16 protein-coding genes are annotated in these 24,485 nt (G+C 70.0%); 2 read left to right on the top strand and 14 right to left on the bottom strand.

Features of this window, described 5'->3' with window-relative positions:
• The first annotated feature begins 14 nt into the window (after positions 1–14).
• Positions 15–2,141, top strand: a complete 2,127-nt coding sequence (locus tag HQN59_RS07780; RefSeq protein ID WP_176067835.1) for a DUF1631 family protein — start codon at positions 15–17, stop codon at positions 2,139–2,141.
• A gap of 33 nt (positions 2,142–2,174) precedes the next feature.
• Here the strand turns inward: HQN59_RS07780 and HQN59_RS07775 are convergent, their stop codons facing one another.
• A complete protein-coding gene (locus HQN59_RS07775) occupies positions 2,175–3,068 on the bottom strand; it encodes an alpha/beta fold hydrolase (protein WP_176067833.1) in 894 nt (297 codons plus the stop codon).
• The gene (yihA, locus tag HQN59_RS07770; protein ID WP_176067831.1) at positions 3,065–3,787 is read right to left on the bottom strand and encodes a ribosome biogenesis GTP-binding protein YihA/YsxC; all 723 of its coding nucleotides are present in this window, start codon (positions 3,785–3,787) and stop codon (positions 3,065–3,067) included. Before yihA ends, HQN59_RS07775 begins: the two co-directional genes overlap by 4 nt.
• 55 nt (positions 3,788–3,842) lie before the next feature.
• Here yihA and HQN59_RS07765 point away from each other — a divergent pair, with 55 nt between their 5' ends.
• Positions 3,843–4,466, top strand: coding sequence for a c-type cytochrome (locus HQN59_RS07765; protein ID WP_176067829.1), 624 nt, complete (start codon positions 3,843–3,845; stop codon positions 4,464–4,466).
• A gap of 76 nt (positions 4,467–4,542) precedes the next feature.
• Here the strand turns inward: HQN59_RS07765 and HQN59_RS07760 are convergent, their stop codons facing one another.
• The 12 genes from HQN59_RS07760 to HQN59_RS07705 all read right to left on the bottom strand — a co-directional run bounded on the left by HQN59_RS07760 (position 4,543) and on the right by HQN59_RS07705 (position 24,483).
• Positions 4,543–4,845, bottom strand: a complete 303-nt coding sequence (locus HQN59_RS07760) for an STAS domain-containing protein (protein WP_176067827.1) — start codon at positions 4,843–4,845, stop codon at positions 4,543–4,545.
• Positions 4,845–5,465: an MlaC/ttg2D family ABC transporter substrate-binding protein gene (locus HQN59_RS07755; RefSeq protein WP_176067825.1), complete on the bottom strand. Its 621-nt coding sequence runs from the start codon at positions 5,463–5,465 to the stop codon at positions 4,845–4,847. The genes HQN59_RS07760 and HQN59_RS07755 overlap by 1 nt, the downstream gene beginning before the upstream one ends.
• 121 nt (positions 5,466–5,586) lie before the next feature.
• On the bottom strand, positions 5,587–6,621 hold the full coding sequence (locus HQN59_RS07750; RefSeq protein WP_176067823.1) for an MlaA family lipoprotein: 1,035 nt from the start codon (positions 6,619–6,621) through the stop codon (positions 5,587–5,589).
• Entirely contained in the window at positions 6,618–7,112 is a 495-nt protein-coding gene (gene mlaD, locus HQN59_RS07745) for an outer membrane lipid asymmetry maintenance protein MlaD (protein WP_176067821.1), read from the bottom strand. The genes HQN59_RS07750 and mlaD overlap by 4 nt, the downstream gene beginning before the upstream one ends.
• Before the next feature lie 53 nt (positions 7,113–7,165).
• Complete coding sequence (gene mlaE, locus HQN59_RS07740; RefSeq protein ID WP_176067819.1) at positions 7,166–7,948, bottom strand: lipid asymmetry maintenance ABC transporter permease subunit MlaE; 783 nt, start codon at positions 7,946–7,948, stop codon at positions 7,166–7,168.
• Positions 7,948–8,778, bottom strand: coding sequence for an ABC transporter ATP-binding protein (locus HQN59_RS07735; protein WP_176067817.1), 831 nt, complete (start codon positions 8,776–8,778; stop codon positions 7,948–7,950). The genes mlaE and HQN59_RS07735 overlap by 1 nt, the downstream gene beginning before the upstream one ends.
• Positions 8,779–8,913: 135 nt before the next feature.
• On the bottom strand, positions 8,914–10,395 hold the full coding sequence (locus tag HQN59_RS07730; protein ID WP_176067815.1) for a glutamate synthase subunit beta: 1,482 nt from the start codon (positions 10,393–10,395) through the stop codon (positions 8,914–8,916).
• A 42-nt stretch (positions 10,396–10,437) separates the two neighbouring features.
• Positions 10,438–15,213 (bottom strand): glutamate synthase-related protein, encoded by a 4,776-nt coding sequence (locus HQN59_RS07725; RefSeq protein ID WP_176067813.1) that lies wholly within the window; start codon positions 15,211–15,213, stop codon positions 10,438–10,440.
• A 131-nt stretch (positions 15,214–15,344) separates the two neighbouring features.
• The gene (locus HQN59_RS07720) at positions 15,345–16,202 is read right to left on the bottom strand and encodes a TonB family protein (protein WP_176067811.1); all 858 of its coding nucleotides are present in this window, start codon (positions 16,200–16,202) and stop codon (positions 15,345–15,347) included.
• Between the two features lie 7 nt (positions 16,203–16,209).
• The gene (locus HQN59_RS07715; protein WP_176067809.1) at positions 16,210–22,743 is read right to left on the bottom strand and encodes a PilC/PilY family type IV pilus protein; all 6,534 of its coding nucleotides are present in this window, start codon (positions 22,741–22,743) and stop codon (positions 16,210–16,212) included.
• Positions 22,744–22,771: 28 nt separating this feature from the next.
• The gene (locus tag HQN59_RS07710) at positions 22,772–23,374 is read right to left on the bottom strand and encodes a pilus assembly PilX family protein (protein WP_176067807.1); all 603 of its coding nucleotides are present in this window, start codon (positions 23,372–23,374) and stop codon (positions 22,772–22,774) included.
• Positions 23,371–24,483: a PilW family protein gene (locus HQN59_RS07705; protein WP_176067805.1), complete on the bottom strand. Its 1,113-nt coding sequence runs from the start codon at positions 24,481–24,483 to the stop codon at positions 23,371–23,373. Before HQN59_RS07705 ends, HQN59_RS07710 begins: the two co-directional genes overlap by 4 nt.
• Positions 24,484–24,485 lie beyond the last annotated feature (2 nt).

The following is a 24,485-nucleotide window of genomic DNA, read 5'->3' as shown; positions in this document are numbered from 1 at the left end:
CCGGACGCCCACGAATGCCGATCGCCCCGCTGCTGCAGCGCTTCATCGACGACGAGCTCGCGCGGTCCGGCGCGCTGGTGTCGCGCGTGGTCGCCGGGACGGTGCAGCTGCTCACAACCGGCCGCGACGCCGAGTTGGGCGCGCGCCTCAAGCGCCTCGCCGACCGCTACGAGGCCGCTTTCCTTGCGTCGCTGCGCAAGCTCGTGCTCGACAACGTCGGCGACTCGCGCGTCGGGTCGAGTGCGGGCAGCGGCTTCGGCGGCCTGCAGCTGATGGACGAGTCGCTGGTCGAGTCGGACATCGAGATCTCGCGCGCGATGCAGCTGATCGACTCGACCGCCGAGTGGGAGCTGCGAGAGCTGCAGACGTTCACGTCGACGCTCATCGGCCAGAGCCACGTCACGGCCGAATCGAACCCGTTCCGGCCGGTCACCTACGCGACGGCGCTGTGGGATGCCGCCGGCGCGGTCACGTCGGTCGCCGCGCAGCAGGCGCTCTTGCTGCGCACGTCCGCCGGGGTCGCGGCCGGGCTGCTGAAGAACGCGTGGGCGGCCGCGTCGACCCGCCTCGAGTCCCAAGGCGTCGAGCCGGGCACCTATCGAACCGTCGTGCTGCCGTCGGCGGGGTCCGGGCGCGCCACGCTGGGAGCCGCACGGCCGATGGCGACCCCCGCGCCGTCGGCGGCCGGGAGCCCGCTGGCGGCGCTGGTCGCCGGGCTGGCGGGCGCGAGGTTGACACCGTCGGGCGGTCTCGCCCGGCCGGACCCTGCGGTGCCCGCCTCCGCCGCCTCGGCATCGGTGCGCCCCGCGTTCGCCGCCGCGCTCGCAGCCGTCGAGCAGGCCATGCGGGCCGAGCACGACCCGGCGCCACCCCTGCGCCGGCACCTGCCGACGCTGCTCGGCGCGGCGCCGTCCCTCGTCGAGCGGCAGGGCGCCGAGCTGGTCGCGCGCGTCTTCGACGACATCCTCAGCGACAGCCACCTACCCGACGCCGTGCGGCCGCTGCTCGCGGCCCTGCAGGCGCCGACGCTGCGCGTGGTGCTCGCCGACGCGTCGGCACGCCAGTCGCTCGACCACGTCGTCTGGCGCGTCGTCGACCGTATCGGCGAGGTCGCGCTGGCGTATCCGCGCGCCGGCGATAGCCGCCTCGCGGCATTCGTGACGTTCGGCGCGGCGCTCGCGCACGACGTGGCCACGCTGCCGCGCATCGATGCCGGCACCTTCCAGCGCGCGCTGAACCAGCTCGACGCCTTCCTCGCCGAGCAGTTCCGGACCCAGTTGCGCGCGGCGCAGCCGACCGTCGACACCCTGCAGCTCGGCGAACGGCGCGCCCTCGTCGAGGAGCATCTGGCGCGGCGCCTCGCCGATCAGATGGCGGCGGTGCGGGCGACGCCGGCGGTCCGGCGCTTCGTCACCGACACCTGGGCCAAGGTGATCGCGCACGACGTGGTGCAGCACGGCGAACGCTCCGACGCCGTGGTCGGCGACCTCAAGACCGCCGACGACCTGCTCTGGAGCCTGCAGATCCCCGACCATCCGCAGAGCCGGCAACGCCTCGTGGCACTGCTCCCCGGGCTGCTGCAGCGCCTGCGCGCCGGCATGGATCTCGTCGGGTTCGGCGGCGCGGCGCGCCAGCAGGTGCTCGACGAGCTGATGGCGATCCATGCCGACGCGCTGCGCCGCGCCACGTCGAGCGCGCCGGCGCCGCTCGCGTCCTCCGAGGAAATCGTGCGGCGCCTGCGCGAAGAGGTCGTGCCGAGCCGCAGCGGCGCCGACTCGCTGATCGACCTGTCTTCAATGGAGACGGTGCCCGCCGACGCGCTGCCCAGCGGGGTTGCGGACGAAGCCGACGCCGACAAGCGGGTGGACGCGCTGCGCGCCGCTTCCCGCGCCCGGCTCTTCCTGCACGGCCGCTGGAACCGGGTCCAGCTGCTCTGGCAGAGCGATCGCGGCCGCTTCTTCCTGTTCGCCGGCGAAACGCCGGGCCGGCATCACTCGATCACGCGGCGCGCGCTCGAGCGCCTCGCCGCTGCCGGGCTGCTGCAGCCGCACCAGACGAAGTCGATCGTGCAGCGCGCGGTCGAGCACGCAACGCAGCAGCTGGACGGTACCGAGGCACCTGCGCCGCACACCGGCCGCTGACCCGCGCTCGAGACCGGCGCCGACCGCGCCGGCTCAAGCCGCCAGCGCTGCCTCGATCTCTGCGGCGATCCGAGCCGGCTGCTCGTGAACGATCCAGTGCGTCGCGCCCGGAACGCGCACGACGGTGAGCTCGGGCACGTGCTCCTCGAGGCCGTCGAGCAGGCCGATCGGCAGCGCGCGGTCGTCCTCGCCCCAGACCACGCGCGTCGGCACGCGCACCGTGGTCGCTTCGGGCGGCAGCGCCAGCGTGAGCACCGGATCGTCGGGGCCCACGGGCGGATGCAGCGGTGACGCCCGGTAGTAGTTGCAGCCGCCGCACAGGCTGATGCGCCAGAGAGCGCGATAGCGCTCGCGCAGCTCGTCGGTCAGCCACTTCGCGCCGCCCGCGTCGGTGGCGCCGAGCTGCTCGAAGAACGGCCACATGCGCGCGAAGTCGTCCGCCGCGAGCCGCTCGTGCGCATCGTCGCGCCGCAGGTAGTTCATGTACGCGCTGGCCGCCTGCTGGGCCGGGTCGCTCTGCAGCCCGCGCAGGAACGTCGCCGGATGCGGCGCGTTGACGATGACCAGCCGCTCGAGTCGGGCCGGGTGCTGGGCCGCGACCGCCCAGGCGAGCGCACCGCCCCAGTCGTGCGCGACCAGCGCGGCCACTCGCCCGCCGAGCTGGTCGATCAGCTGGGTGATGTCGCCGATCAGCTCGCGCCCGCGGTAGGCGGATACCTCGGCCGGTGCCGACGACCCGCCGTAGCCGCGCAGATACGGCGCGACGCAGCGGAAGCGCGCGCCGAAGTGCTCGAGCATGTCGTCCCAGATGAACGCGCCTTCCGGAAAGCCATGCAGGAAAAGCAGCGTCGGCGCGTCGAGCTCGCCGCTCGCCCGGCACGCGAGCGTGGTGCCGTTCGGTAACGTGACGTCGAAGGTCTCGATCATCGCGCTGGGATCGAGCGGGCAGCCTGCGACCAGCCGTGCAGCGCGATCGCGGCATCCTCGAGACCGGTCTTCTTGAGCGCCGAGAACAGCGCGACACCGACGTCGGCCTCGTCGGTCGCGAGTTCCCCGAGCAGCGCCTCGGTCGACGCGAGCGCGGCGCTGGCCTCCTTGCGGCTCAGCTTGTCGGCCTTGGTCAGCAGCACCAGCAGCTTGACCGCGCCGGTGCCGACGCGGGGCGAGACGAACTCGAGCAGCTGGCGGTCGAGATCGGTCAGACCAAGGCGCGAGTCGACCATCAGCACGACGCCGCTGAGGCTGCGCCGTACCTCGAGGTAGTCGGCCATCACCTTCTGCCAGCGCAGCTTGGCACCACGCGCGACCGCCGCGTAGCCGTAGCCGGGAAGGTCGGCGAACAGCGTGTCGGCGGCGAGCCGGGGCCCGAGCTCGAACAGGTTGATGTGCTGCGTGCGGCCGGGCGTGCGCGACGCGAACGCGAGACGCTTTTGCTGGGTCAGCACGTTGATCGCGGTTGACTTGCCCGCATTGGAGCGGCCGACGAAGGCGATCTCGGGGAGCTCGGTGACCGGCAGCTGAGCGAGCTCGCTCGCGGTGGTGAGAAAGCGCGCGGTGTGCGTCCAGGCGAGCGCCTTGACGGCCGCGCTCCGCGCTGCAGTGGCCGCGGCTGGTGGGTCGGCCAGCGCCGGGTTCGATGGCGGCATCAGAGTCTCAAAGCCTCATTGTAAAATCGCCGGTTGCTGCGCAAAGCCTACTCTCATGAAGCCTGTCTCCCGTCTGTTGTCGTGTCTGCTGTTCGCGGTGCCCGGCGCCGTCTTCGCTGCCGAGCCTGCCGCCGCGACCAAGCCGGACCCGGCGCGCGGTGAGCAGATCGCGACGCAGGTCTGCGGTGCGTGCCACACGTTCGACGGCTCGCGCGGCGTACCGGCGAACCCGATCATCCAGGGCCAGCACGCCGACTACCTCTTCAAGCAGCTCGACGACTTCAAGAGCGGCAAGCGCCCGAGCCCGATCATGCGTCCGATCGCATCGAGCCTGAGCGCGCAGGACATGAAGAACGTCGCCGCGTTCTATGCGACCAAGCAGCCCAAGCCGGGCTTCGGCTCCAACAAGGAGATGGTCCAGCTCGGCGAGAAGATCTACCGCGGCGGCATTCCCGAGCGCTCGATTCCGGCGTGCGCCGGCTGTCACAGCCCGACGGGCGGCGGCATCCCTGCGCAGTACCCGCGCCTGGCGGGTCAGCACGGCGCCTATGCCGAGGCTCAACTGGTCGCGTTCCGCTCGGGCGCGCGCAAGAACAGCCCTCAGATGCTCGGGATCGCGGCCAAGATGAACGACCGCGAGATCAAGGCCGTCGCCGACTACATGACCGGCCTGCGCTGAAGCGCCGCGCGCAGGCGATCGCCTGCGCCGTTGCGGCTGACCGCGCGATGTCGCGAGCCGCTGTTCCCGTCCTTGGCTAGCTTTCCGCCGTGCCCGGCGCGGCACGTTCGGCATCGGCCCACAGCAGCCCGTCGACGCCATAGAGGCGCGCCAGGGCGGCGAGCTTGGCCGGGGCGCCTCGCACGTTGAACGGCTTGCCCGCCGCCGCGGCAAGGCGGCTGCATTCGAGCAGCACCGCCAGCGCCGACGAATCGAAGTGGCGCAGCGCGCTCGCGTCTACCGTCACCTCGGCCGCCTGCTCGCGCTGCAGGGCCTCGCCGAGCAGGCGCAGCGCCGGCGTCGCCTCGCTCGCGGTCAGCGCCGCTGGCAGCAGCAGCATCAGCTCTTTGAACCGGCCGACCGGTTGCGCTCGGCGAGCTTGGCGATCAGCCCGTCGATGCCGTTGGCGCCGATCTCCTGGGCGAAGCTGTTGCGATAGTTCTCGACCAGCCAGACGCCGAGCACGTTGACGTCGTAGATCTTCCAGCCGTTGCCCGACTTCTCGAGGCGGTAGTCGAGCTGGACCGGGTCGCCCTTGCCGCGTACCTCGGTGCGCACGACGACCTCGGTGTCGCTCGGCGACGAGCGCACCGGCTTCAGTTCGACGGTCTGGTCCTTGACCTGCGCCAGCGCGCCCGAATAGGTGCGGATCAGCAGCAGCTTGAACTCGCTCTGCAGGCGCTTTTGCTGTTCGGGCGTCGCCTGACGCCAGTGGCGGCCGACCGCGGTGGCCGTCATGCGCTGGAAGTTGAGGTGCGGCATGACCTTCGAGTCGACCAGCGCGGCGACCTTCTGCACGTCGCCGGCCTTGATGCTCGGATCGTCGCGGACGGCGTCGAGCACCTCGGTGGACACCTGCCGGATCAGTGCGTCAGGCGTCTGCGCGGACTGCGCGAACACGGGGAGCGCGAACACGAACGCCAGCGCCGCGAGCCAGCCGTTCCATCGGATTGTTGTCATCGGTAGACCTTTCGTTTGCCCTGGACGGGCCGCTTGATTGAGGCTCTTTCGCCGGCACGCGGCAGCGCCGGCGGACGAGGTTGGAACCCCTTGAGCAGGGATCGTTCCCGGCCGAGCCGCGTCAGCGTGCCGCCGAGGCGGCCGCGGCCGGCCGAGGCCCCGATGCCGGCCGTGCCGGCGTCGGCGCAGCGGCACCGGCGTGCGGCGCAGCCTGCGCGCGACCGCGTGCACCCTGCGTCGAGCGTGCCCGCGCGCGCTCGGCGGCGCGCGACGACCGGCTGCGCTTGGCGGCCGGTCGCGGCGGCGGTGTCGACTCGGCTGCGGGGGCCGGCGCCGGTGCCGCGGCGGGTGCCGGCGTGGCGGCGAGCGGCGGTGCGGCCTCGGCTGCCGCCGCGGCGCCGTCGGGATCGGCAGCGGCCTTGTCGGCGGCGATCACCGCCTCCGGCACGTAGCCGTCGTAGACCAGGCTCCGTCGGCGCTGCAGGTACGCGTCGCGCACGAAGGTGTACTTGTCGAGCGAGATGTCGTCGACGATGCGGCTCGCGCCGAGGAGGTTGGCGCGCGCGTTGGTCACCTGCAGTGTCGTCACCCCGGCCTGGGTGAGACCGTCGCCGATGAAGAGGTTGGGCGACACCGAGCGGTCGAGCGGCAGCGCGGCAGCGTCGCGCACCGTGGACGGGCCGAACAGCGGCAGCACGAGGTAGGCGCCGGCGCCGACGCCATAGTGGCCGAGGGTCTGCCCGAAGTCCTCGTACTTGTGGTCGATGCCCATCTCGCTGGCCACGTCGAGCAAGCCGAACAGGCCGAATACCGTGTTGGTGCCGACGCGGGTCATGTCCTCGACGCTTGCCTGGAACTTGCCCTGGAGCAGGTTGTTGACCGCCGACCAGGCGTCGCCGAAGTTGCCGAAGAAGTTGGTGACGCCGCGCCGCGCCGGCTGCGGCACCACGTTGGTGTACGCGGTCGCGACGGGCTTGAGCACCGCGGCGTCGATCTCCTCGTTGAAGGCGAACACCTTGCGGTTCCACTTCTCGAAGGGATCGAGACGCTGCCCGGGACTGCCGCGCGTGGGCTGCGGGGTGGCGCACCCCGCCAGCAGCACGACGCCGACGGCGAGCGCCAGACGTTGCAGGTTCCGGGTCGTCGTCGACGTCATTTGCTCACCCCACTGGCGGCCGGCGCAGCGCCTGCGTCCGCGGCCTTGTTGAACAGGAACTGGCCGATCAGGCTCTCGAGCACGACCGCCGACTGCGTCTGCCGGATCGTGTCGCCGGCGGCGAACGGTTTCTCGTCGAGCACGCCCGCCTCGAGGCCGACGTACTGGTCGCCGAGCAGCCCGGAGGTGAGGATGCGCGCCGACGAGTCGCTCGGAAAGCGCACGCCGCTCTCGATCTCGAGCCGCACGACGCCCTGGTAGCGCTTGGGGTCGAGCGAGATCGACGCCACGCGGCCCACCGTGACGCCGGCACTGCGCACCGGGGCGCGCACCTTGAGGCCGCCGATGTTGTCGAAGTTCGCGAACAGCGGGTAGGTGTCGGCGGCACTCAACCCGCCCAGGTTCGCGGCCTTGAGCGCGACGAAGACGAGCCCGAGGATGCCCAGCAGCACGAACAGCCCGACCAGCGTTTCGATCCCTCTTCTTCCCACGTGAGCTTTCCTTCCTGGCGGTGCGTGCGTCGGCACGCGAGGCGCATGTACGGTTACGGCGTCGAGAACATCAGCGCGGTGAGGACGAAGTCCATCGACAGCACCGCCAGCGAGGCCACGACGACGGTGCGCGTGGTCGCGTGCGCGACGCCTTCCGGAGTCGGCTTGGTTTCGTAGCCCTGGTAAAGGGCAACCAGCGTGCAGAGCACGCCGAACACCGCGCTCTTGACGATGCCGTTGCCGACGTCGCGCCAGACGTCGACGCCGCTCTGCATGATCGACCAGAAGTTGCCGGCGTCGATGCCGATCAGCAGCACCGCGACGACGTAGGCACCGAGGATACCGATGGTCGAGAAAAGGATGGCGAGGATCGGCATCGAGACGATGCCGGCGATGAAGCGCGGCGCGAGCACGCGGCTCCTCGGGTCGATCGCCATCATGTCCATCGCGGCGAGCTGCTCGCCTGCCTTCATGAGCCCGATCTCGGCGGTGAGCGAGGTGCCGGCGCGGCCGGCGAACAGCAGCGCGGTGACCACCGGCCCGAGCTCGCGCACCAGCGACAGGTTGACGATGAGGCCGAGCGACTCGGCCGCGCCATAGGTCGCGAGCGCGTAGTACATCTGCAGCGCGAGCACGAACCCGACCGCCATTCCGGACGACAGGATGATGACGAGCGACCGGTTGCCGATTGCGTGGATCTGCGCGACGGCGAGGAACGGCCGCCGCAGCGCCGCGGGAAGCGCCGCGAGCAGTTCGACCGCGAAGAAGGCGTGCCGCCCGAGCGCCCGCAATGCGTCGAGAACGTGGGCGCCGACACGCGCGACGAAGTCGATCATCAGGCGCCGACGCGGAAGTCGTCGGCGAGCGATCGCGCCGGGTAGTGAAAGCGCACCGGGCCGTCGGGCTCGCCGCGGATGAACTGGCGCACTTCGGGGTGCTCGGAGTCGCGGATGCGCTCGGGCGTGCCGTGCGCGACGACACGGCCCTGCGACGACATCAGGTAGACGTAGTCGCAGATCTGGAAGCACTCCTCGACGTCGTGCGAGACCAGGATGGAGGTCGAGCCGGTGGTGTCGTTGAGGGTGCGGATCAGGTTGGCGGCGACGCCCTTGGAAATGGGATCGAGACCGGCGAACGGCTCGTCGTACATGATGAGCTCGGGGTCTAGCGCGATGGCGCGGGCGAGTGCGACCCGGCGTGCCATGCCGCCCGAGATCTCGGCGATGCCGAGCGGCGCCGCACCGCGCAGGCCGACCGCATTCAGCTTCATCAGCACGATGTCGCGGATCAGCGTCTCCGCCAGGTCGGTGTGCTCGCGCAGCGGGAACGCGACGTTCTCGAACACCGTGAGGTCGGTGAACAGGGCCCCGAACTGGAACAGCATGCCCAAGCGCCGGCGCAGCTTGAACAGCTGCTCGCGGTCGCGCGCGTCGATCGCCTCCCCATCGAAGCGCACCTCGCCGCTGGTGACCGGATGCACGCCGCCAATGAGGCGTAGCAGGGTGGTCTTGCCGCATCCCGAGCCGCCGAGAATGCCGGTGACCTGACCGCGGCCGAATGCGAGCGAGACGTCGTCGAGGATGCGCCGGCTGCCGTCGTAGCCGAACGTCACGTGGTCGACTTCGATCAGCGCGGCGGACGCGGTTCCACGGTCAGGGCTGGGCATGAGGCAGGAGTGGCGCGGCCCGGCGCGGCGGAGACCGCGCGCCGGAGTGGCAGCGGCGACACGCAAGGAGAAGCGAGCGGCGTGCCGGGACGAGCGCCGGATTCTCGCACGCAGCCCGCGCGTGCGAGGCGCCGCTCAGCGCGGCAGCTTGCTCGAGCCCATCAGGTACTCGTCGACGGCACGCGCGGCCTGCCGGCCCTCGCGGATCGCCCAGACGACGAGCGACTGGCCTCGCCGCATGTCGCCGGCCGCGAACACCTTGTCGACGCCGGTCGCGTAGCCGCCGATGAGGTCGGTCGTGGCGCGCGCGTTGCCGCGGGCGTCGCGCTCGACGCCGAACGCGTTCAGCACGCCGGCGATCGGGCTGACGAAGCCCATCGCGAGCAGCACCAGGTCGGCATCGATGACCTGTTCGGTGCCGGGCACCTCGACCATCTGGCCGCCCTGCCACTCCACGTGCACCGCCTTGAGCGCCTTGACGCGGCCCGACTTGCCGTCGGGGCCGTCACCGATGAACTCCTTGGTGGCGATCGCGAACTCGCGCTCGCAGCCTTCCTCGTGGCTCGACGAGGTCCGCAACTTGGTCGGCCAGTACGGCCAGACCAGCGGCTTGTTCTCGTACTCGGGCGGCATCGGCATCAGCTCGAACTGGGTGACGCTCTTAGCGCCATGCCGGTTGCTGGTGCCGACGCAGTCGCTGCCGGTGTCGCCACCACCGATCACGACGACGTGCTTGCCGTCGGCGCGGATCTGGTTGTCGACCTTGCCGCCGCCGTTGATCTTGTTCTGCTGCGGCAGGAACTCCATCGCAAAGTGCACGCCCGCGAGGTTGCGGCCCGGCACCGGCAGGTCCCGCGAGCGCTCGGCGCCGCCTGCGAGCAGCACCGCGTCGAACTCGGCTTTGACCTGCTCGGCACTGATGCGCTCGGTGGACCAGTCGGTGACGCTCACGCCGTCCTCGAGCTCGCCGACCAGCACACCGGTGCGGAACACCACGCCTTCGGCCTTCATCTGCTCGACTCGGCGATCGATGTGCATCTTCTCGAGCTTGAAGTCGGGGATGCCGTAGCGGAGCAGACCGCCGATCGCGTCGTTCTTCTCGAACACGGTGACGTCGTGGCCGACCCGCGCAAGCTGCTGCGCCGCGGCGAGGCCTGCGGGGCCGGAGCCGATGACGGCGACGCGCTTGCCGGTCTTCTTCGCCGCGGGCCGCGGCCCTACCAGGTGCAGCGCCCACGCGCGATCGGCGATCGCGCGCTCGATGCTCTTGATGCCGACCGGGTCGTCGTTGAAGTTCAGCGTGCACGCCGCTTCGCACGGCGCCGGGCAGATGCGCCCGGTGAACTCGGGAAAGTTGTTGGTCGAGTCCAAGACCGCGAACGCCCTCGCCCAGTCGGCCCGGTAAACCAGGTCGTTGAAGTCCGGGATGATGTTGTTGACCGGGCAGCCGCTGTTGCAGAACGGCGTGCCGCAGTCCATGCAGCGCGCGGTCTGGACCTTGGCCTCTTCCTCGCGCAGCCCGATGACGAACTCGTGGTAGTTCTTGACGCGCTGCGGGACCGGCTGATAGCCCTCCTCGACGCGCTCGTACTCCATGAACCCGGTGACGTTACCCATTCGACTGACCTGCCCTGCTCTCGTTCTGTTGGCTCGCGCGGCTCACTTGGCCGGCGCGGTACGTGCCGGCGCGACGCCGGTCTTCGCCTTGGCGATGGTGTGATCAGCTTCGAGCGCCGCCTTCTCCTCGCCGAGCGCGGTCATCGCCTTGAGGCTGATCTCCTGCAACGCGCGCTTGTACTCGTTCGGGAACACCTTGACGAACCGGGCGCGCGAGTCGGCCCAGTTGTCGAGGATGTGGCGCGCGCGAAGGCTCCCGGTCCAGCGGTGGTGGTCGGCGATCAGGCGCTTGAGCACCGTCTCGTCGGCCTCGCCCTGGTGCCAGACGCCGCGTTCGACCGCCTTCTCCTGCTCGGTGCTGCTGAGCACCGGGCCGAGCGAGACCATGGCCTGGTTGCAGCGGCTCGCGAACTGGCCGTCCTCGTCGTACACGTAGGCAATGCCGCCGCTCATGCCCGCCGCGAAGTTGCGGCCGGTCTTGCCGAGCACGACGACGGTGCCGCCGGTCATGTATTCGCAACCGTGGTCGCCGGTGCCTTCGACCACCGCGGTCGCGCCCGACAGGCGCACCGCGAAGCGCTCGCCGGCGACCCCGCGGAAGAACGCCTCGCCGCTGGTCGCACCGTAGAGCACGGTGTTGCCGACGATGATGTTGTCGGTCGATTCGCCGCGGAAGTCGATCGAAGGCCGGATCGCCAGGCGCCCGCCCGACAGCCCCTTGCCGGTGTAGTCGTTGGCGTCGCCGATCAGGTAGATCGTGATGCCCTTGGCCAGGAACGCGCCGAAGCTCTGCCCGCCGGTGCCTTCCATCTGCAGGAAGATCGTGTTGTCGGGCAGGCCCTCGGGGTGGCGCCGCACGACCTCGCCCGACAGCATCGCGCCGACCGTGCGGTTGACGTTGCGGATGTGCTCGATCAGCTGCACCTTCTCGCCACGCGCGAGCGCGGGCTCGCAGCGCTCGATGAGGCGGCGGTCGAGGGCCTTGTCGAGGCCATGGTCCTGGCCGTCGACATGGCGGCGCGCCACGTCGGCCGGCACCGCCGGCAGTTGTAACAGGCGGCTGAAGTCGAGGCCGCGCGCCTTCCAGTGCGCGATGCCCTTGCGGGTATCGATCAGGTCCGCGCGGCCGATCAGGTCGTCGAACTTCGCGATGCCGAGCTGCGCCATGATCTGGCGCGCTTCCTCGGCGACGAAGAACAGGTAGTTGACGACGTGCTCGGGGCGGCCCTGGAACTTGGCGCGCAGCACCGGGTCCTGCGTGGCCACCCCCACCGGACAGGTGTTGAGGTGGCACTTCCGCATCATGATGCAGCCCTCGGCGACCAGCGGCGCGGTCGCGAAGCCGAACTCGTCGGCGCCGAGCAGCGCGCCGATGACGACGTCGCGGCCGGTCTTCATCTGCCCGTCGGCCTGCACGCGGATGCGCCCGCGCAGCCGGTTCAACACCAGGGTCTGCTGCGTCTCGGCGAGGCCGAGCTCCCACGGCGTGCCGGCGTGCTTGATCGAGCTCCACGGCGACGCACCCGTGCCGCCGTCGTGGCCGGCGATGACGACGTGGTCGGCCTTGGCCTTGGCGACGCCCGCGGCGATGGTGCCGACGCCGACTTCCGAGACGAGCTTGACGCTGACGCTGGCGCGGTCGTTCGCGTTCTTGAGGTCGTGGATCAGCTGGGCCAGATCCTCGATCGAGTAGATGTCGTGGTGCGGCGGCGGCGAGATGAGGCCGACGCCCGGCACCGAGTGGCGCAGGCGGCCGATGTACTCGCTGACCTTGCCGCCCGGCAGCTGGCCGCCCTCGCCCGGCTTGGCGCCCTGCGCCATCTTGATCTGCAGCTGGTCGGCCGAGACCAGGTACTCGGTCGTGACGCCGAAGCGGCCCGACGCCACCTGCTTGATCTTCGAGCGCAGCGAGTCGCCCTGCTGCAGCGGGTAGTCGACCGTGATGTCGCCGGGGCCGATGATGTCCGAGAAGCGCGTGCCCTCGGCGATCGGGATGCCCTTCAGCTCGTTGCGATAGCGCGCCGGATCCTCGCCGCCCTCGCCGGTGTTCGACTTGCCGCCGATGCGGTTCATCGCGACGGCGAGCGTCGCGTGCGCCTCGGTCGAGATCGAGCCGAGCGACATCGCGCCGGTCGCGAAGCGCTTGACGATCTCCGAGGCCGGCTCGACCTCGTCGAGCGGAATCGACTTCGCGGGGTCGACGACGAACTCGAACAGGCCGCGCAGCGTCATCAGCCGGTGCGACTGGTCGTTGATGATCTGCGCGTATTCCTTGTAGGTCTCGAAGCGGTTCGCGCGCGCGCTGTGCTGCAGCTTGGCGATCGCGTCGGGCGTCCACATGTGCTCCTCGCCGCGCGCGCGCCAGGCGTACTCGCCGCCGGCGTCGAGCATCGACTCGAGGATCGGGTCGTCGCCGAACGCCTGGCTGTGCATGCGGATCGCTTCTTCCGCGACCTCGAACACGCCGATGCCGCCGATCTGGCTCGCGGTGCCGCGGAAGTACTTGTCGACCAGCTCCTTCTCGAGACCGATGGCCTCGAACAGCTGGGCGCCGCAGTACGACATGTACGTCGACACGCCCATCTTGGACATGATCTTCGAGAGGCCCTTGCCCACCGCCTTGATGTAGTTGGCGATCGCCTTGTCGGCCGACAGCGCCGACGGGAGGTCCTTGTGCAGGTCCTCGATGGTCTCGAGCGCGAGGTACGGGTGCACCGCCTCGGCGCCGTAGCCGGCGAGCACCGCGAAGTGGTGCACCTCGCGCGCCGAGCCGGTCTCGACCACCAGGCCCACCGTCGTGCGCAGGCCGAGCAGCACGAGGTGCTGGTGCAGCGCCGAGAGCGCGAGCACCGCCGGCAGCGCGACGTGGTCGCGATCCATCGCGCGGTCGCTGACGATCAGGATGTTGTGGCCGCTGCGGATCGCGTCGACGCTCTCCGCGCACATCGACGCGATCTTGGCCTCGATGCCTTCGGCACCCCAGGCGAGCGGATACGTGATGTCGAGCTCGTAGCACTTGAACTTGCCGCTCGTCGTCGCTTCGAGGTTGCGCAGGCGCGCCATGTCGTGCACGTCGAGCACCGGCTGCGACACCTCGAGCCGCATCGGCGGATTGACCGCGTGGATGTCGAGCAGGTTGGGCTTGGGGCCGATGAACGACACCAGCGACATCACGATGGCTTCGCGGATCGGGTCGATCGGCGGGTTCGTGACCTGCGCGAACAGCTGCTTGAAGTAGTTGTAGAGCGGCTTGTTCTTGTTCGACAGCACCGCGAGCGGCGAGTCGTTGCCCATCGACCCGATGCCTTCCTCGCCGGCCTGCGCCATCGGACTCAGCAGGAACTTGATGTCCTCCTGCGTGTAGCCGAAGGCCTGCTGGCGGTCGAGCAGCGACTCGGCGGGCGCCGTAGCCGCTGGCGCGACCTCGACGTCCTCGAGGCGCACGCGCACGCTGTCGACCCACTGGCGATACGGCTTGGCCGAGGCGAACTGCTGCTTGATCTCTTCGTCGTCGACGATGCGGCCCTGGTCGAAGTCGATCAGGAACATCTTCCCCGGCTGCAGGCGCCACTTCTTGACGATGCGGTTCTCGGCGATCGGCAGCACGCCCGACTCGGAGGCCATCACCACCAGGTCGTCGTCGGTGACGATGTAACGTGCGGGGCGCAGGCCGTTGCGGTCGAGCGTCGCGCCGATCTGGCGGCCGTCGGTGAACACCATCGCGGCCGGGCCGTCCCACGGCTCGAGCATCGCGGCGTGGTACTCGTAGAACGCGCGCCGGCGCGCGTCCATCGCGGTGTGCTGCTCCCACGCCTCGGGGATCATCATCATCACCGCGTGGGCCAGCGAGTAGCCGCTCATCGTGAGCAGCTCGAGCGCGTTGTCGAAGGTGGCGGTGTCGCTCTGGCCCTCGAAGCTGATCGGGTAGAGCTTCTTCAGGTCGTCGCCGAGCACCGGCGACTTCATCACGCCTTCACGGGCGCGCATCCAGTTGAAGTTGCCCTTGACGGTGTTGATCTCGCCGTTGTGGGCGACCATCCGGTAGGGGTGGGCGAGCGGCCACTCGGGGAACGTGTTGGTCGAGAAGCGCTGGTGCACCAGCGCGAGCGCCGACGTGAAGCGCGGGTCGGCCAGGTCGCGGTAGTACTTGCCCACCTGATCGGCGAGCAGCAGGCCCTTGTAGATCACCGTGCGGCAGCTCATGCTGGGCACGTAGTACTCGCGGCTGTGCTTGAGGTGGAGCGCCTGGATCGCGCTCGACGCGCTCTTGCGGATGACGTACAGCTTGCGCTCGAGCGCGTCCGGCACGATCACGTCGGGGCCGCGGCCGATGAAGATCTGGCGCAGCACCGGCTCCTTGGCGCGGACCGCCGGCGACATCGGCATCTCGGCGTCGACCGGCACGTCGCGCCAGCCGAGCAGCACCTGGCCCTCGGCCTTCACCGCGCGCTCGAGCTCCTGCACGCAGGCCAGGCGCGACGCGTGCTCCTTCGGCAGGAACACCATGCCGACGCCGTACTCGCCGGGCGGCGGCAGGACGATGCCGGCGGCGGCCATCTCGGCTCGGTAGAAGTCGTCCGGGATCTGCGTCAGGATGCCGGCGCCGTCGCCCATCAGCGGGTCGGCACCGACTGCGCCGCGATGGTCGAGGTTCTCGAGGATCTTCAGGCCCTGCTGGACGATGGCGTGCGACTTCTGGCCCTTGATGTGCGCGACGAAGCCGACGCCGCAGGCGTCGTGTTCGTTCGCCGGCGCATAGAGCCCTTTCGCGTGCGCCGCGGCGATCTCGGAGGGCGGCGTGGGAAGTGGAGCATTCATCGCGGGCAGGCTCGATCGAGGCGCGCAGGACGCGCGCGGGGCTGGAAGAATACCGCACTGCACAAATACCGTGCCTGCATTCGGCAGGGAAAGTGCGGCTGCGCGCGCGGCGCTCTTCTGCGCAGGCGCGCTCAGTAGGTACGGCCGGAGACCCTCGCGCCGCGGTTGATCGGCTGGAAGTGCACCTCGACGGTGATCTGGCTCTTCACCGGCGTGCCGAGCAGATAGCCGGGCGCGAAACGAGCGCGCCCGAACGCGTCGAGCGCCGCCTGCTCGAACAGGCCCTTCGGCTGTGCGCGCACCACCGCGACGTTGTCGACGTTGCCGTCGGCCCCGATCAGGAGCCGGATCACGACCGTGCCTTCCTGCAGGTTGGCCGCATCGGGGTACACCGGCTCGATGTCGCCGAGCGGGCGGGGCCCCGGGTCGAGCCGCGCAGCGAACAGGTAGTCGGGTGCATCGGGCAGCTGGACTTCCGCCGCGGGGGCGGGCGCGGCGGTGCGGCTCGCGACCACCGGTGGGGCGGCTGGCGTTGCAGCAGCGGTCGAGGTCGTGCTCGTTCCCGCGCCTGCCGGAGCGGACGAGCGCGACGTTCCCGCCGTCGCATCGGCAGCGTCGACCTTCGCGGGCGAGCTCGCGAGTGCCGCGCCGCTGCGCGCGCTCGCCGCGTCGGTGCCGGGTTGCTTGGCCGCGTCGGCAGCAGGCGGCGTTGTCGTCGGCGCCGGCGGCGGCGCCGTCTCGGCAGGCTCCGCCGGGACGCTGCGCTCCTGGAGCGCCGCCAGGCTCGGCTCGTCGGGCGTGGCCGAGAGCGTGCGCACCGTCATCACCGTCACCGGCAAATTCGCGTCGCTCGACGTTCCCGCCGGGCGATACGCCACCAGCGTGGCGTGCAGCAGCAGTGCCGCGGCGACCGCAGCCCAGAGCGGCGGACGCCGGAGCGACGGCGCGCGATGAGAACCCGGCAGCAGCGCTGCCGCGGCGCCGGTCACGCCCGCCTCACCGCCGGATCTCGCGCCAGCTGATACGCCTGCCAGCCGGATGCGGGTCGCCGACCGGCACGTCGATGTTCCTGTGCTCGGTGTTGCTGCCGTGCAGCTGGCCGGTATAGCGACTGTTGCCGCCGCTCGGCGACGTCGGTCCCTTCAGGATGTTGAAGCCCGCCACCAGCCAGTCGCCCGCGTACTGCGAAATGATCCGGCTCGATGCTGGGTTGTTCGAGTCGCTCGGTGCCGCGCTGTTGACGGCAAGGCCGGTGCGGAAGTCGATGTAGTTGAACCAGCTGTGGCCGCCGACGTCGCACGGCTGGTCCTGCGGCACGTTGCTCGCCGCCGTGAGCGTGCCCAGCACCAGCTTCATGTCGACGTTGATGCGCTCGCCCGACTCCGGAAGATCGACGACCCAGCCGGCGGCACGCGTGCAGTCGGCGGCGACGTTCGAGGTGCAGGCGATGGTGCGGACCGCGGTTGCGCCCGTCCCCACCTGCGTCACGCCCAGCGGCTTCAGCTCGGTGCGCAGGTCGGCGTAAACCGGCGACGGCGCCGGCGTCGCCAGCGTGTCGGAAATGCCGTAGATGGACTGCACCTGGCTGTTGCTGACGTCGCTCGCACCGAGGAACCTGCCGGTGCCGACGAAGACCATCGGCTTGCCGTCGAGTTCGGCCAGCTCGGGACGCGTGGTGATCGGCTGCGGCACGCCGGTGGCGGTCTTCGCGGTACCCACCAGCTGCACCGCGGGCGAGCCGCTCGCCGGGAACTCGAAGCGCCAGACGTTGCCGAGCAGGTCGCCACCGTAGGCGCGCACCGTGGTGTTGTTGACCAGCACGTTGTCGACGTAGTTGTTGATCTGCGCAAGGCCGCTCGGCGTGGCCGAGTCGCCGACGCCGGTGGCGAGCTTGTAGATGAGTTCGCCGGTGACCGCGTTCAGCACGTACAGGTAACCGCCGCCGTCGCCCGAAGCCGGGCTCGGGCTGACGTTGTTGTAGCCCGAGGTCACCATCACCACCCAGCGTTCGACGCCGCTCACCGGCACCTTGGTGATCACCGGCTTGCCGAACGACAGACCCAGGTTGCAGTCTTCCTTGCTGCCCGGACCGCTGCACGCGCCGAGCTTGAACTCCCACAGGCCCACCGGCGCCGTCGGGTTCGTGACGTCGAGCGCGTAGTAGCCCTTGCCGCCGGCGTTCAGCCCGCCGACGAGGATCGTGCGCCAGCCGCCGGCGACTCCGCTGTCGGCGATGTCGGCGACGACCGGCGAGCCGTCGACGAAGAACTGGTGCGTCTTGCTGTAGCCGTTGTCGGCAAGCTTGTAGAGGTTAGGCAGAACCGCGCTCGGGATCATCGCCCAGGCCTCGTCGCCAGCGACGGTGGAGCTCCCGTCCTCCGCGTGGAACGCGTGCAGCATGCCGTCGTTGGCGCCGACGTAGATCATCGGCGCGCGCCCCGCCTTGGCGCTTGCGAACGCCGCATAGCCGGCATCGAGGTACGCCGCGAACGGCGCCTTCACGAAGACCGGCTGCGAGCCGACGATGTCGCCGAGCACCGCCTCGCGGCTGCGGAACAGCTTGCTGGGGTTGTTGTAGACGTAGCCCTCGTTGGCGCTCTGCCCGCGCAGGAAGTTCACGAAGCTCGGGCCCGTGATCGCCTGGCGCTGCGGCTGCGTGCCGCCGGTGCCGTCGGCCATGTCGACGTATTGGCTGAGGGCGTTGGCCTGGGTCGCTCCGAAGAAGCCCTTCTCGGCGGCGGTCAGCGTGCCGGCCTGTGGGCCTGCCGCGACGTTGCTGCAGCGCACCGTGTCCCAGACGAACGGGACGAGGCGCGAGGCGGGATTGCTTTCGCTCGCCCGCATCAGGTAAATGTTGCGGTCGTCGCACGACGCCGACCGCTTGGCCTGCAGGCGCGCCTGCGCCGACCACAGCTGCGAGCCACCCGGGGTGAGCGCGACGTTCGGATCGGTGCTGCTCACGTCGAGCGCGAACGACTGGATGTCGCCGACCCACTGCCCGGTCTTGTAGCTCGGGCTGAAGATCTGGTTGTTGCCGTCGATCGGCTCCAGCGTCGAGGCCGCATCGCCTGCACCGGCAGCCACTTCGGCCGTGATGTTGGCCAGCGCGCTGTTGAGGCCCTGGATGACGGTGGTCGGGTCCTTGGCGCTGAAGTAGGTGCCGCGACCGTTCACCGCGGCGTGCCAGAAGTCGTCGATCGAGCGCGGGTCGTTGTAGTTCTCGGTGCAGTCGCGGCTCGGGAACCCCGACAGCGGGCAGTTCTGGCCCTGCGTGTAGTTCATCGCGGTGCTCGGCTGCGGCCACACCGGCCAGGTCTTCACGCCGGTGCGGATGTCGGCGAAGTCGCCGGACAGCAGCGAGGTGCTCCGATAGTTCTGCTGGTACTCGAGGGTGCCCGAGACGCCGAGGCCGACGACGAAGGTCGTCATGTGCTGGTGCTTGGCGTTGTCGTCCTCGACGTTGCCGCCGCCGTTGTTCAGCACCCGGTCTTCCATGGTCGGGCGCAGGTCCTGCCGGTAGTAGTACTGCGCGACGTCGGCGAGCGAGTCGTAGCTGCCCGGGGCGCCCGGCAGCACCACGTCGGGCGGGTTGGTCGGCTGCGAGAACGTCTGTGCCGTCGCGTAGCAGGCGCCGGCATTGACCGGAGTGGTCGGACCGGTCACGGTGTTCGTCACCGACCCACCGGCGGTGGTGCCGGTGTACGCCGTGGTTACGGTCCTCGTGGTGCGGCTCACGGTGTAGGTGAAGCCTGCCGTACTGGTGGGCGTGCAGGTGGTGATCACGCCCGACGCATCGGTGCCCGGCGTGCACGCAGGGTCGATCACGCCCGAGGTCAGCGGCGTCGACCCGCAGACGGTCTCGACGTAGTTCGGTGCCCCGCTGTTGCCGGGCGTGCACGAGGTGGCGGGCGCCATCGTCGGTGCTTGCCCCGGCTTGCACGAGGTGATGATCTCGTACGGCGGGTTGGGCGAGCTCGTGCCCACGACGCAGGTCGCCGTCGGAACGTCGGTCTGGTACGGCGTCGTGGTGCAGGTGTACCAGCCATTCGGCGACGAATTCGCCGCGTCGGCCTGGCAGCTCGCGGTGTCCCAGGGCAGCTCGCCCGAGTCGGAAAGCTGGCGGCAGCTCTTGGTGATCCAGTTGGGCGCGCTGGGCAGCGCAGCAACTGCCGAGCAGGGCCCGACGAGCTTGTCCACGTAGTTGGTGGCCGCCGGACGGTCGCACACGGTGTTGTACGTGCCGTTGAACCCGGCCGTGCAGGTCTGCGCAGGCTGCGCGACCGGGGTCGGACCGGCAGCGCTGGTGACGCACTCGACCTGGTCGTTGTTGGGTCCGGTGGTGGAACCGTTGACGCACGTTCTTCCGTCGACGACGGTCGGCCCGCTGACCACGACCGGCGTGCACGTGACCGCGATGTGCGGGAAGGCGCTGCCGTCGTTCGGCACGCACGCCGCATCCCACGTCGTCGCGTTGTTCGCTCCGGCCGGCTGCGTGCAGAGCACGGACTCGTAGTTAGGTGCCCCGCTGTTGATGACACGCCCGATGTTGGCCGGCGAGCACGCCGACGGCAGGGCATTCGGGTTGACCGGTCCCTGACTCGACACGTCGTAGCAAACCGTCACCGTGTTGCCGCTGGTCGTCGTCCCGGGCGTGCACGGCGTCGATGAACGGGTTCTCGGCAGGACCGGCCCCTTCGTGCAGATCGTGACTTCGCCGCTCACCGGGTCGAAGGTCGAGCCGAAGGACGGGCAGAGGCCCGGGGCGACGATGGTCGGCTGCATCGTCACCACCGTGCTGCAGGTCACCTTGAGGAACGGCGAGCTGGTCCCCGGGTCGGCGACGCAGGTGGTCGGGTCGACGAAGGTCTGGCCGTTGTTGGCGCCGGCCGGTTTGCTGCAGATTCGATCGACCCAGCCGTTGCCGTTCGTTCCGTTCGTCGTGCCGGTGGTGGAGCCGCAGGTTGCGGCGCTGACGAAGACGGTCTGGTTGTTGGCGCCCGCTGGCGTCGTGCAGGTGGTGTAGTAGTTCGCGCCGGGACCCGAGGTGCAGGTGCCCCACTTCACCGGCGTCGCCGTCGGGTAGGGGTTGACGGCCGTCTCGGTGCAGGTCGTGGTGACGCCGTTCACCACCCCTGCCGAGCAGTTCGCAGGGTTCACCACGGTCGTGGTGACGGCCGGCTGCGGCGTGCACGTGACCTTCATGTAGGGAGAGGTCGTCCCGTCGCTGGGCGTGCAGACGCTCGTCGCGATCACGCTGTTGTCGATCGGCTTGGCACACGTGGTCACGACGTTGTTCACCGTGGTGCTGCCGACGGTGCAGGGCGGCGAGGCCGTGGCAGCCTGGCTGAGGTTCGTGCAGGTCCGCGTGATGTAGTTGGGCGCGCCCGACGACGTCGTGCCCGGGGTGCAGGGCGGGTTGACCGAGTTCGAGAAGTTGGTCGCCGACGGCTGGGAGCAGGTGACGATGTAGTAGTCCGGCGAGGTCGGCGCCGGCGCCGTGCAGGTGCCGTTGACGCCGGCCTCGGGCTCGGTCACCACGCGCGTGCAGGTCGTGACGACCGCATTCGGGCCGGTGGTCGTTCCGAGCCCCGCCGAGCACGCCGCGACCGGCCGCTCCGCGATGTAGCCGACGTTGGTGCAGGTGGTCTGGACACTCGTCGCCGGATCGACGCCGGGCGTGCAGTTGGCGCGCAGCACGTATGTGTTGGGCGTCACCACCGTGGTCTGGCAGCCGGTGATCAGGCCGTAGCGCGACATCGCGCCGACCACGCAAGGCCCGTCGAGCGGGTGCCAGTCCTCGGAGCCGGCGACGGTGGCGTCCACGCGATACGCGTACTTGACCCACTGCTCACGCGACTCCCGCAGCTGCTCCGTCTTGCGCGTCCATTGCGTCGAGGTCAGCACGTAGTTCTGGATCGCGGTGGTCCACTGCTCCTGGCGGCGCAGGGTGCTGAACACCTGCTTGGTGGTGACCGACGTGCGCGCGAGCACCTGCCGCGTCTGCAGCTGGTACTGCTCGGCGGTGCGCGTCGTCTTGGTCTTCGACATCTTGTGCTGGTAGCGCTCGATGTCGAAGGCACCGGTGCTCACCCAGTACTGGCGCGTCGTGCGCTGCTTGTTGCGCACCGTCCGCACCGTCTGCGTGGTCTGCAGCGTTTGCTGGGCGCTGGTCTCGCCGTACTTGCGCTCGCGGCGCGTCGTCGTGCTGGTCGACTTGGTCGCGACCGTGGTGCCCTTCGTCGTCTGGGCGGTCGACTTCAGGAAGCTGCCGATGCCGCACGGCGAGCTCTGATAGTTGTCGGTGAGCCGGGTGACGACGCGGGTCTCGGTCGACGAGCCGTCCCAGATCGGGCGGGCGCAGAACGGGTCGGTGGCCGCGCAGCCCGGATCGCCGTCGCGCTGGCCGACCCTGTCGGTGCCGTTGAGCGCGAGCGGGCCGCCGAAGATCCCGGACGTGGTGGGCGTCTCGCCCTGCCCGTTCCAGTAGCCGTCGGTGGTCATGATGGTGAAGTTCTGCTGACACGCGTACTGGATCGGGTCGTTGACCCCGGTCGCCGGCATGCCCCGGTTGATGCTGTCCTCCTGGCCGCCGTAGTAGCGACCGACACGCGCGAGACCTTCGCGCGCCGGCGAGGTGCCGGCCGGGATCTGCGAGAACAGCTTGCTGAACCACGCGCTGCGCTGCGTGCTGTCGAAGTCCTTGAGAGCGAGGAAGCGCGCCGGATCGACGGTCGGTTGCGTGCTCGGCACCGCCGGCCACGCCGGCAGCGTGATCGGCGAGACGGTGATGAAGCCGACGCGCGTCGAGTCGCTGACCGGCGCGAACGCGAGGCTGGTCGTGCTCTTGATCAGGCTGATCCGAGTCCGGTAGTACGAGTACCAGATCGCGAAGTTGGTGGCTTCGGGGCTCCCCGCGGTGATCACGACCTTCTGCCAGTCGCCCGTCGACGCGCCGGTGTCGATGTCGGTGCAGGGCGCGCTGCGGTAGTCGAGCGTCGCGGTGCCGTTGTACCTGTAGTAGTAGGCCGGGCCCGGAACCGCGGCGGTGACGCCGGGGATCGGCGGCATGCGCAGCGTCTTCCCGTCGTAGGGGACGTACGACGTGCTGAGGTTGACCGACGACAGCTCGGTCGCGTCGGGCGACGGGTAGTAGGCGGCGAAGCCGGCGTACGGTGCAGCGGTGAACGACGGCACCGGAAAGTAGTTGCCCGCCGCATCGCGGGGTCGCAGGTAGGTCGTCGCCGGGTTGTAGTAGAGCGCGTTGCAGCTCGAGTTCTTGTAGCCGACGCTCAGGATGCCGGTGACGGTCTCGACCTCGTCGGGCATGTGGCTGCGCCGCATCGAGTCGGAGGTGTCCATCAGCACCATGATGTTGGGCTTCACCTGCGTGGCGCCGGTGCTGATGATCGGGCTGGCGGAGATGTCGGTCTGCGCACTCCAGGCGGCCGGCGCGAGCACCGACAGCACGCCGGCGAACGCGGCGAGCAGCGCGCGTGCCGCGACCTGCGAGGAAAGACGGATCTGCTTCATGTCTTGTGGTCTCGAGGCGATCGCCGGTTCAGTTCATCACCACCTGGGTGAAGCTGACCGTGTTGCGCGGTCCGGCCACGCGTGTGGTGACGCGGAAGAAGGGTCTGGCTGGGGGCGTGAACGGCGTCGAGCCGTACGAACCACCACCCTTGGACGCACCGGTGTTGTTCTCCGTCGTGTCGGAGCAGCGCTGCGAGGGATGGTTGACCGGCATGTTCGGCGTCTCGCAGAGCCGGTGGATGATGTAGCGGACCGTGTTCCCGGTCGCCCCGGCGTCCGCGCTGACCTCGGCCGAGCGCCCCGCCTCCCACCTGAACGTCGCCGGGTCCGTCGGGTCGGTGCTGGCGCCCCAGCTCGAGTAGTAGCCGTCGGCCGGGTGATCGCTGGCGAGGATGTCGGAGTGGTCGATGAACCAGGCCCGCGCCTCCTCGACGCCGCGGTCCGCGGCGGCGGTCGCGCTTTCCTTGAACGCCACGTTGCCGGCGATCGACACCCCTGCGCCCATCTTGCGCAGCAACGCCACGCCGGCAAGCGTCATCACCACCAGAACGATCAGCGCCACCCAGAGCACGACGCCCTGCTGCGCCGCACGCGTCGCCCTCGTGCGACGCACGTGACGGATGCCGCTCACGAGAGGCCTCCCCAGAGCATGTTGCGAAGCGGCACGATCCGCTCGTAGACGCGGTAGCGGTAGTTGCGCCAGTTGTTGGGGCTGTCGGCCGCGGCGCCGCTGCCGCCGTCGACGTCCTTCATCAGGAAGGTGCCGCCGGCCCACGTGGGTGCGGTCGGCGTCGGTGCGTTCGTGCCGGCGCGATATTCGAACTGCCGGCTGCGCACCAGCACCGCGATGCGCACCGCCATCACGCGCGTCCAGTCGGCGGGCGCCGCCGCCTGCCAGACGTCGACCACACCGTCGGGCGTGGCCGTGTTGTCGATGCCGTACTCGGCCTTGAGGTTGACCACGCCGTCGGCGACCTCGGCCCCGCCCGCGTCGGCGATCAACTCGGTGCGGATCAGCGCCCGGCTGTCTCGGATCGACCAGGTGTTGCGCACCGGTTGCGGGCCGAGGTTGTAGATCGTGCCGCCGGTGAACGTCACGGACCCCGGCGTGTTGAAACGTGCCGTGGCACTGGCCGCGCCGCTCGCGGCGTACGCGCTCGTGTAGGCACCGGTGGCATGGGCGACGGTCACTCCGTCCGGCGCGCTCACGTTCGTGATCTCGATGAGCCGGCAGTCGGCCGAACCCGGCACTGCGGTGGCATTGCCGGCGACCACGGCAAGGTCGCCCGCGCGAAAGCCGTTGCGGCGCCTGAGCGCCTTGCTGTTGGCCGTCGACGCCGAGAAGGTCTGCTCGGTCACGAAGAACGACGAGTTGCCGTGCAGCACGTCGATGGTGTCGGGACCGCCGCCGGCGCCCACGTTGATCTGGATCGGACGCAGCCGGAACGCGAACGCGCCGCGCGCATCGGTGGCGGTGACGTTGCACCCCATCACCGTGGGAGGTGCCGTGGCGAAGCCCAGCCCGCCGTGACGCAGGTCGGTCTCCAGGTTGTAGATCGCCAGCGTCCCGGCGATCTGCGCATCGCCGCCCGACGTGGTGGTCTGCGAGTGCTGGGTCCAGAGCGCGACGGTCTGGAAGATCGCGACGACGCCGACGAGGCCGATCGCGACGCCGACCATGATCTCGATCAGCGAGAGGCCGCGCTGGCCCGCGCAGCCGAGGTGTGAGGAGGTGCGCATCG

It is taken from the genome of Rhizobacter koreensis (assembly GCF_013366375.1).
Classification (GTDB): Bacteria; Pseudomonadota; Gammaproteobacteria; order Burkholderiales; family Burkholderiaceae_C; genus Schlegelella_A; species Schlegelella_A koreensis.
This window is presented reverse-complemented; position numbering and strand designations above follow the sequence as displayed.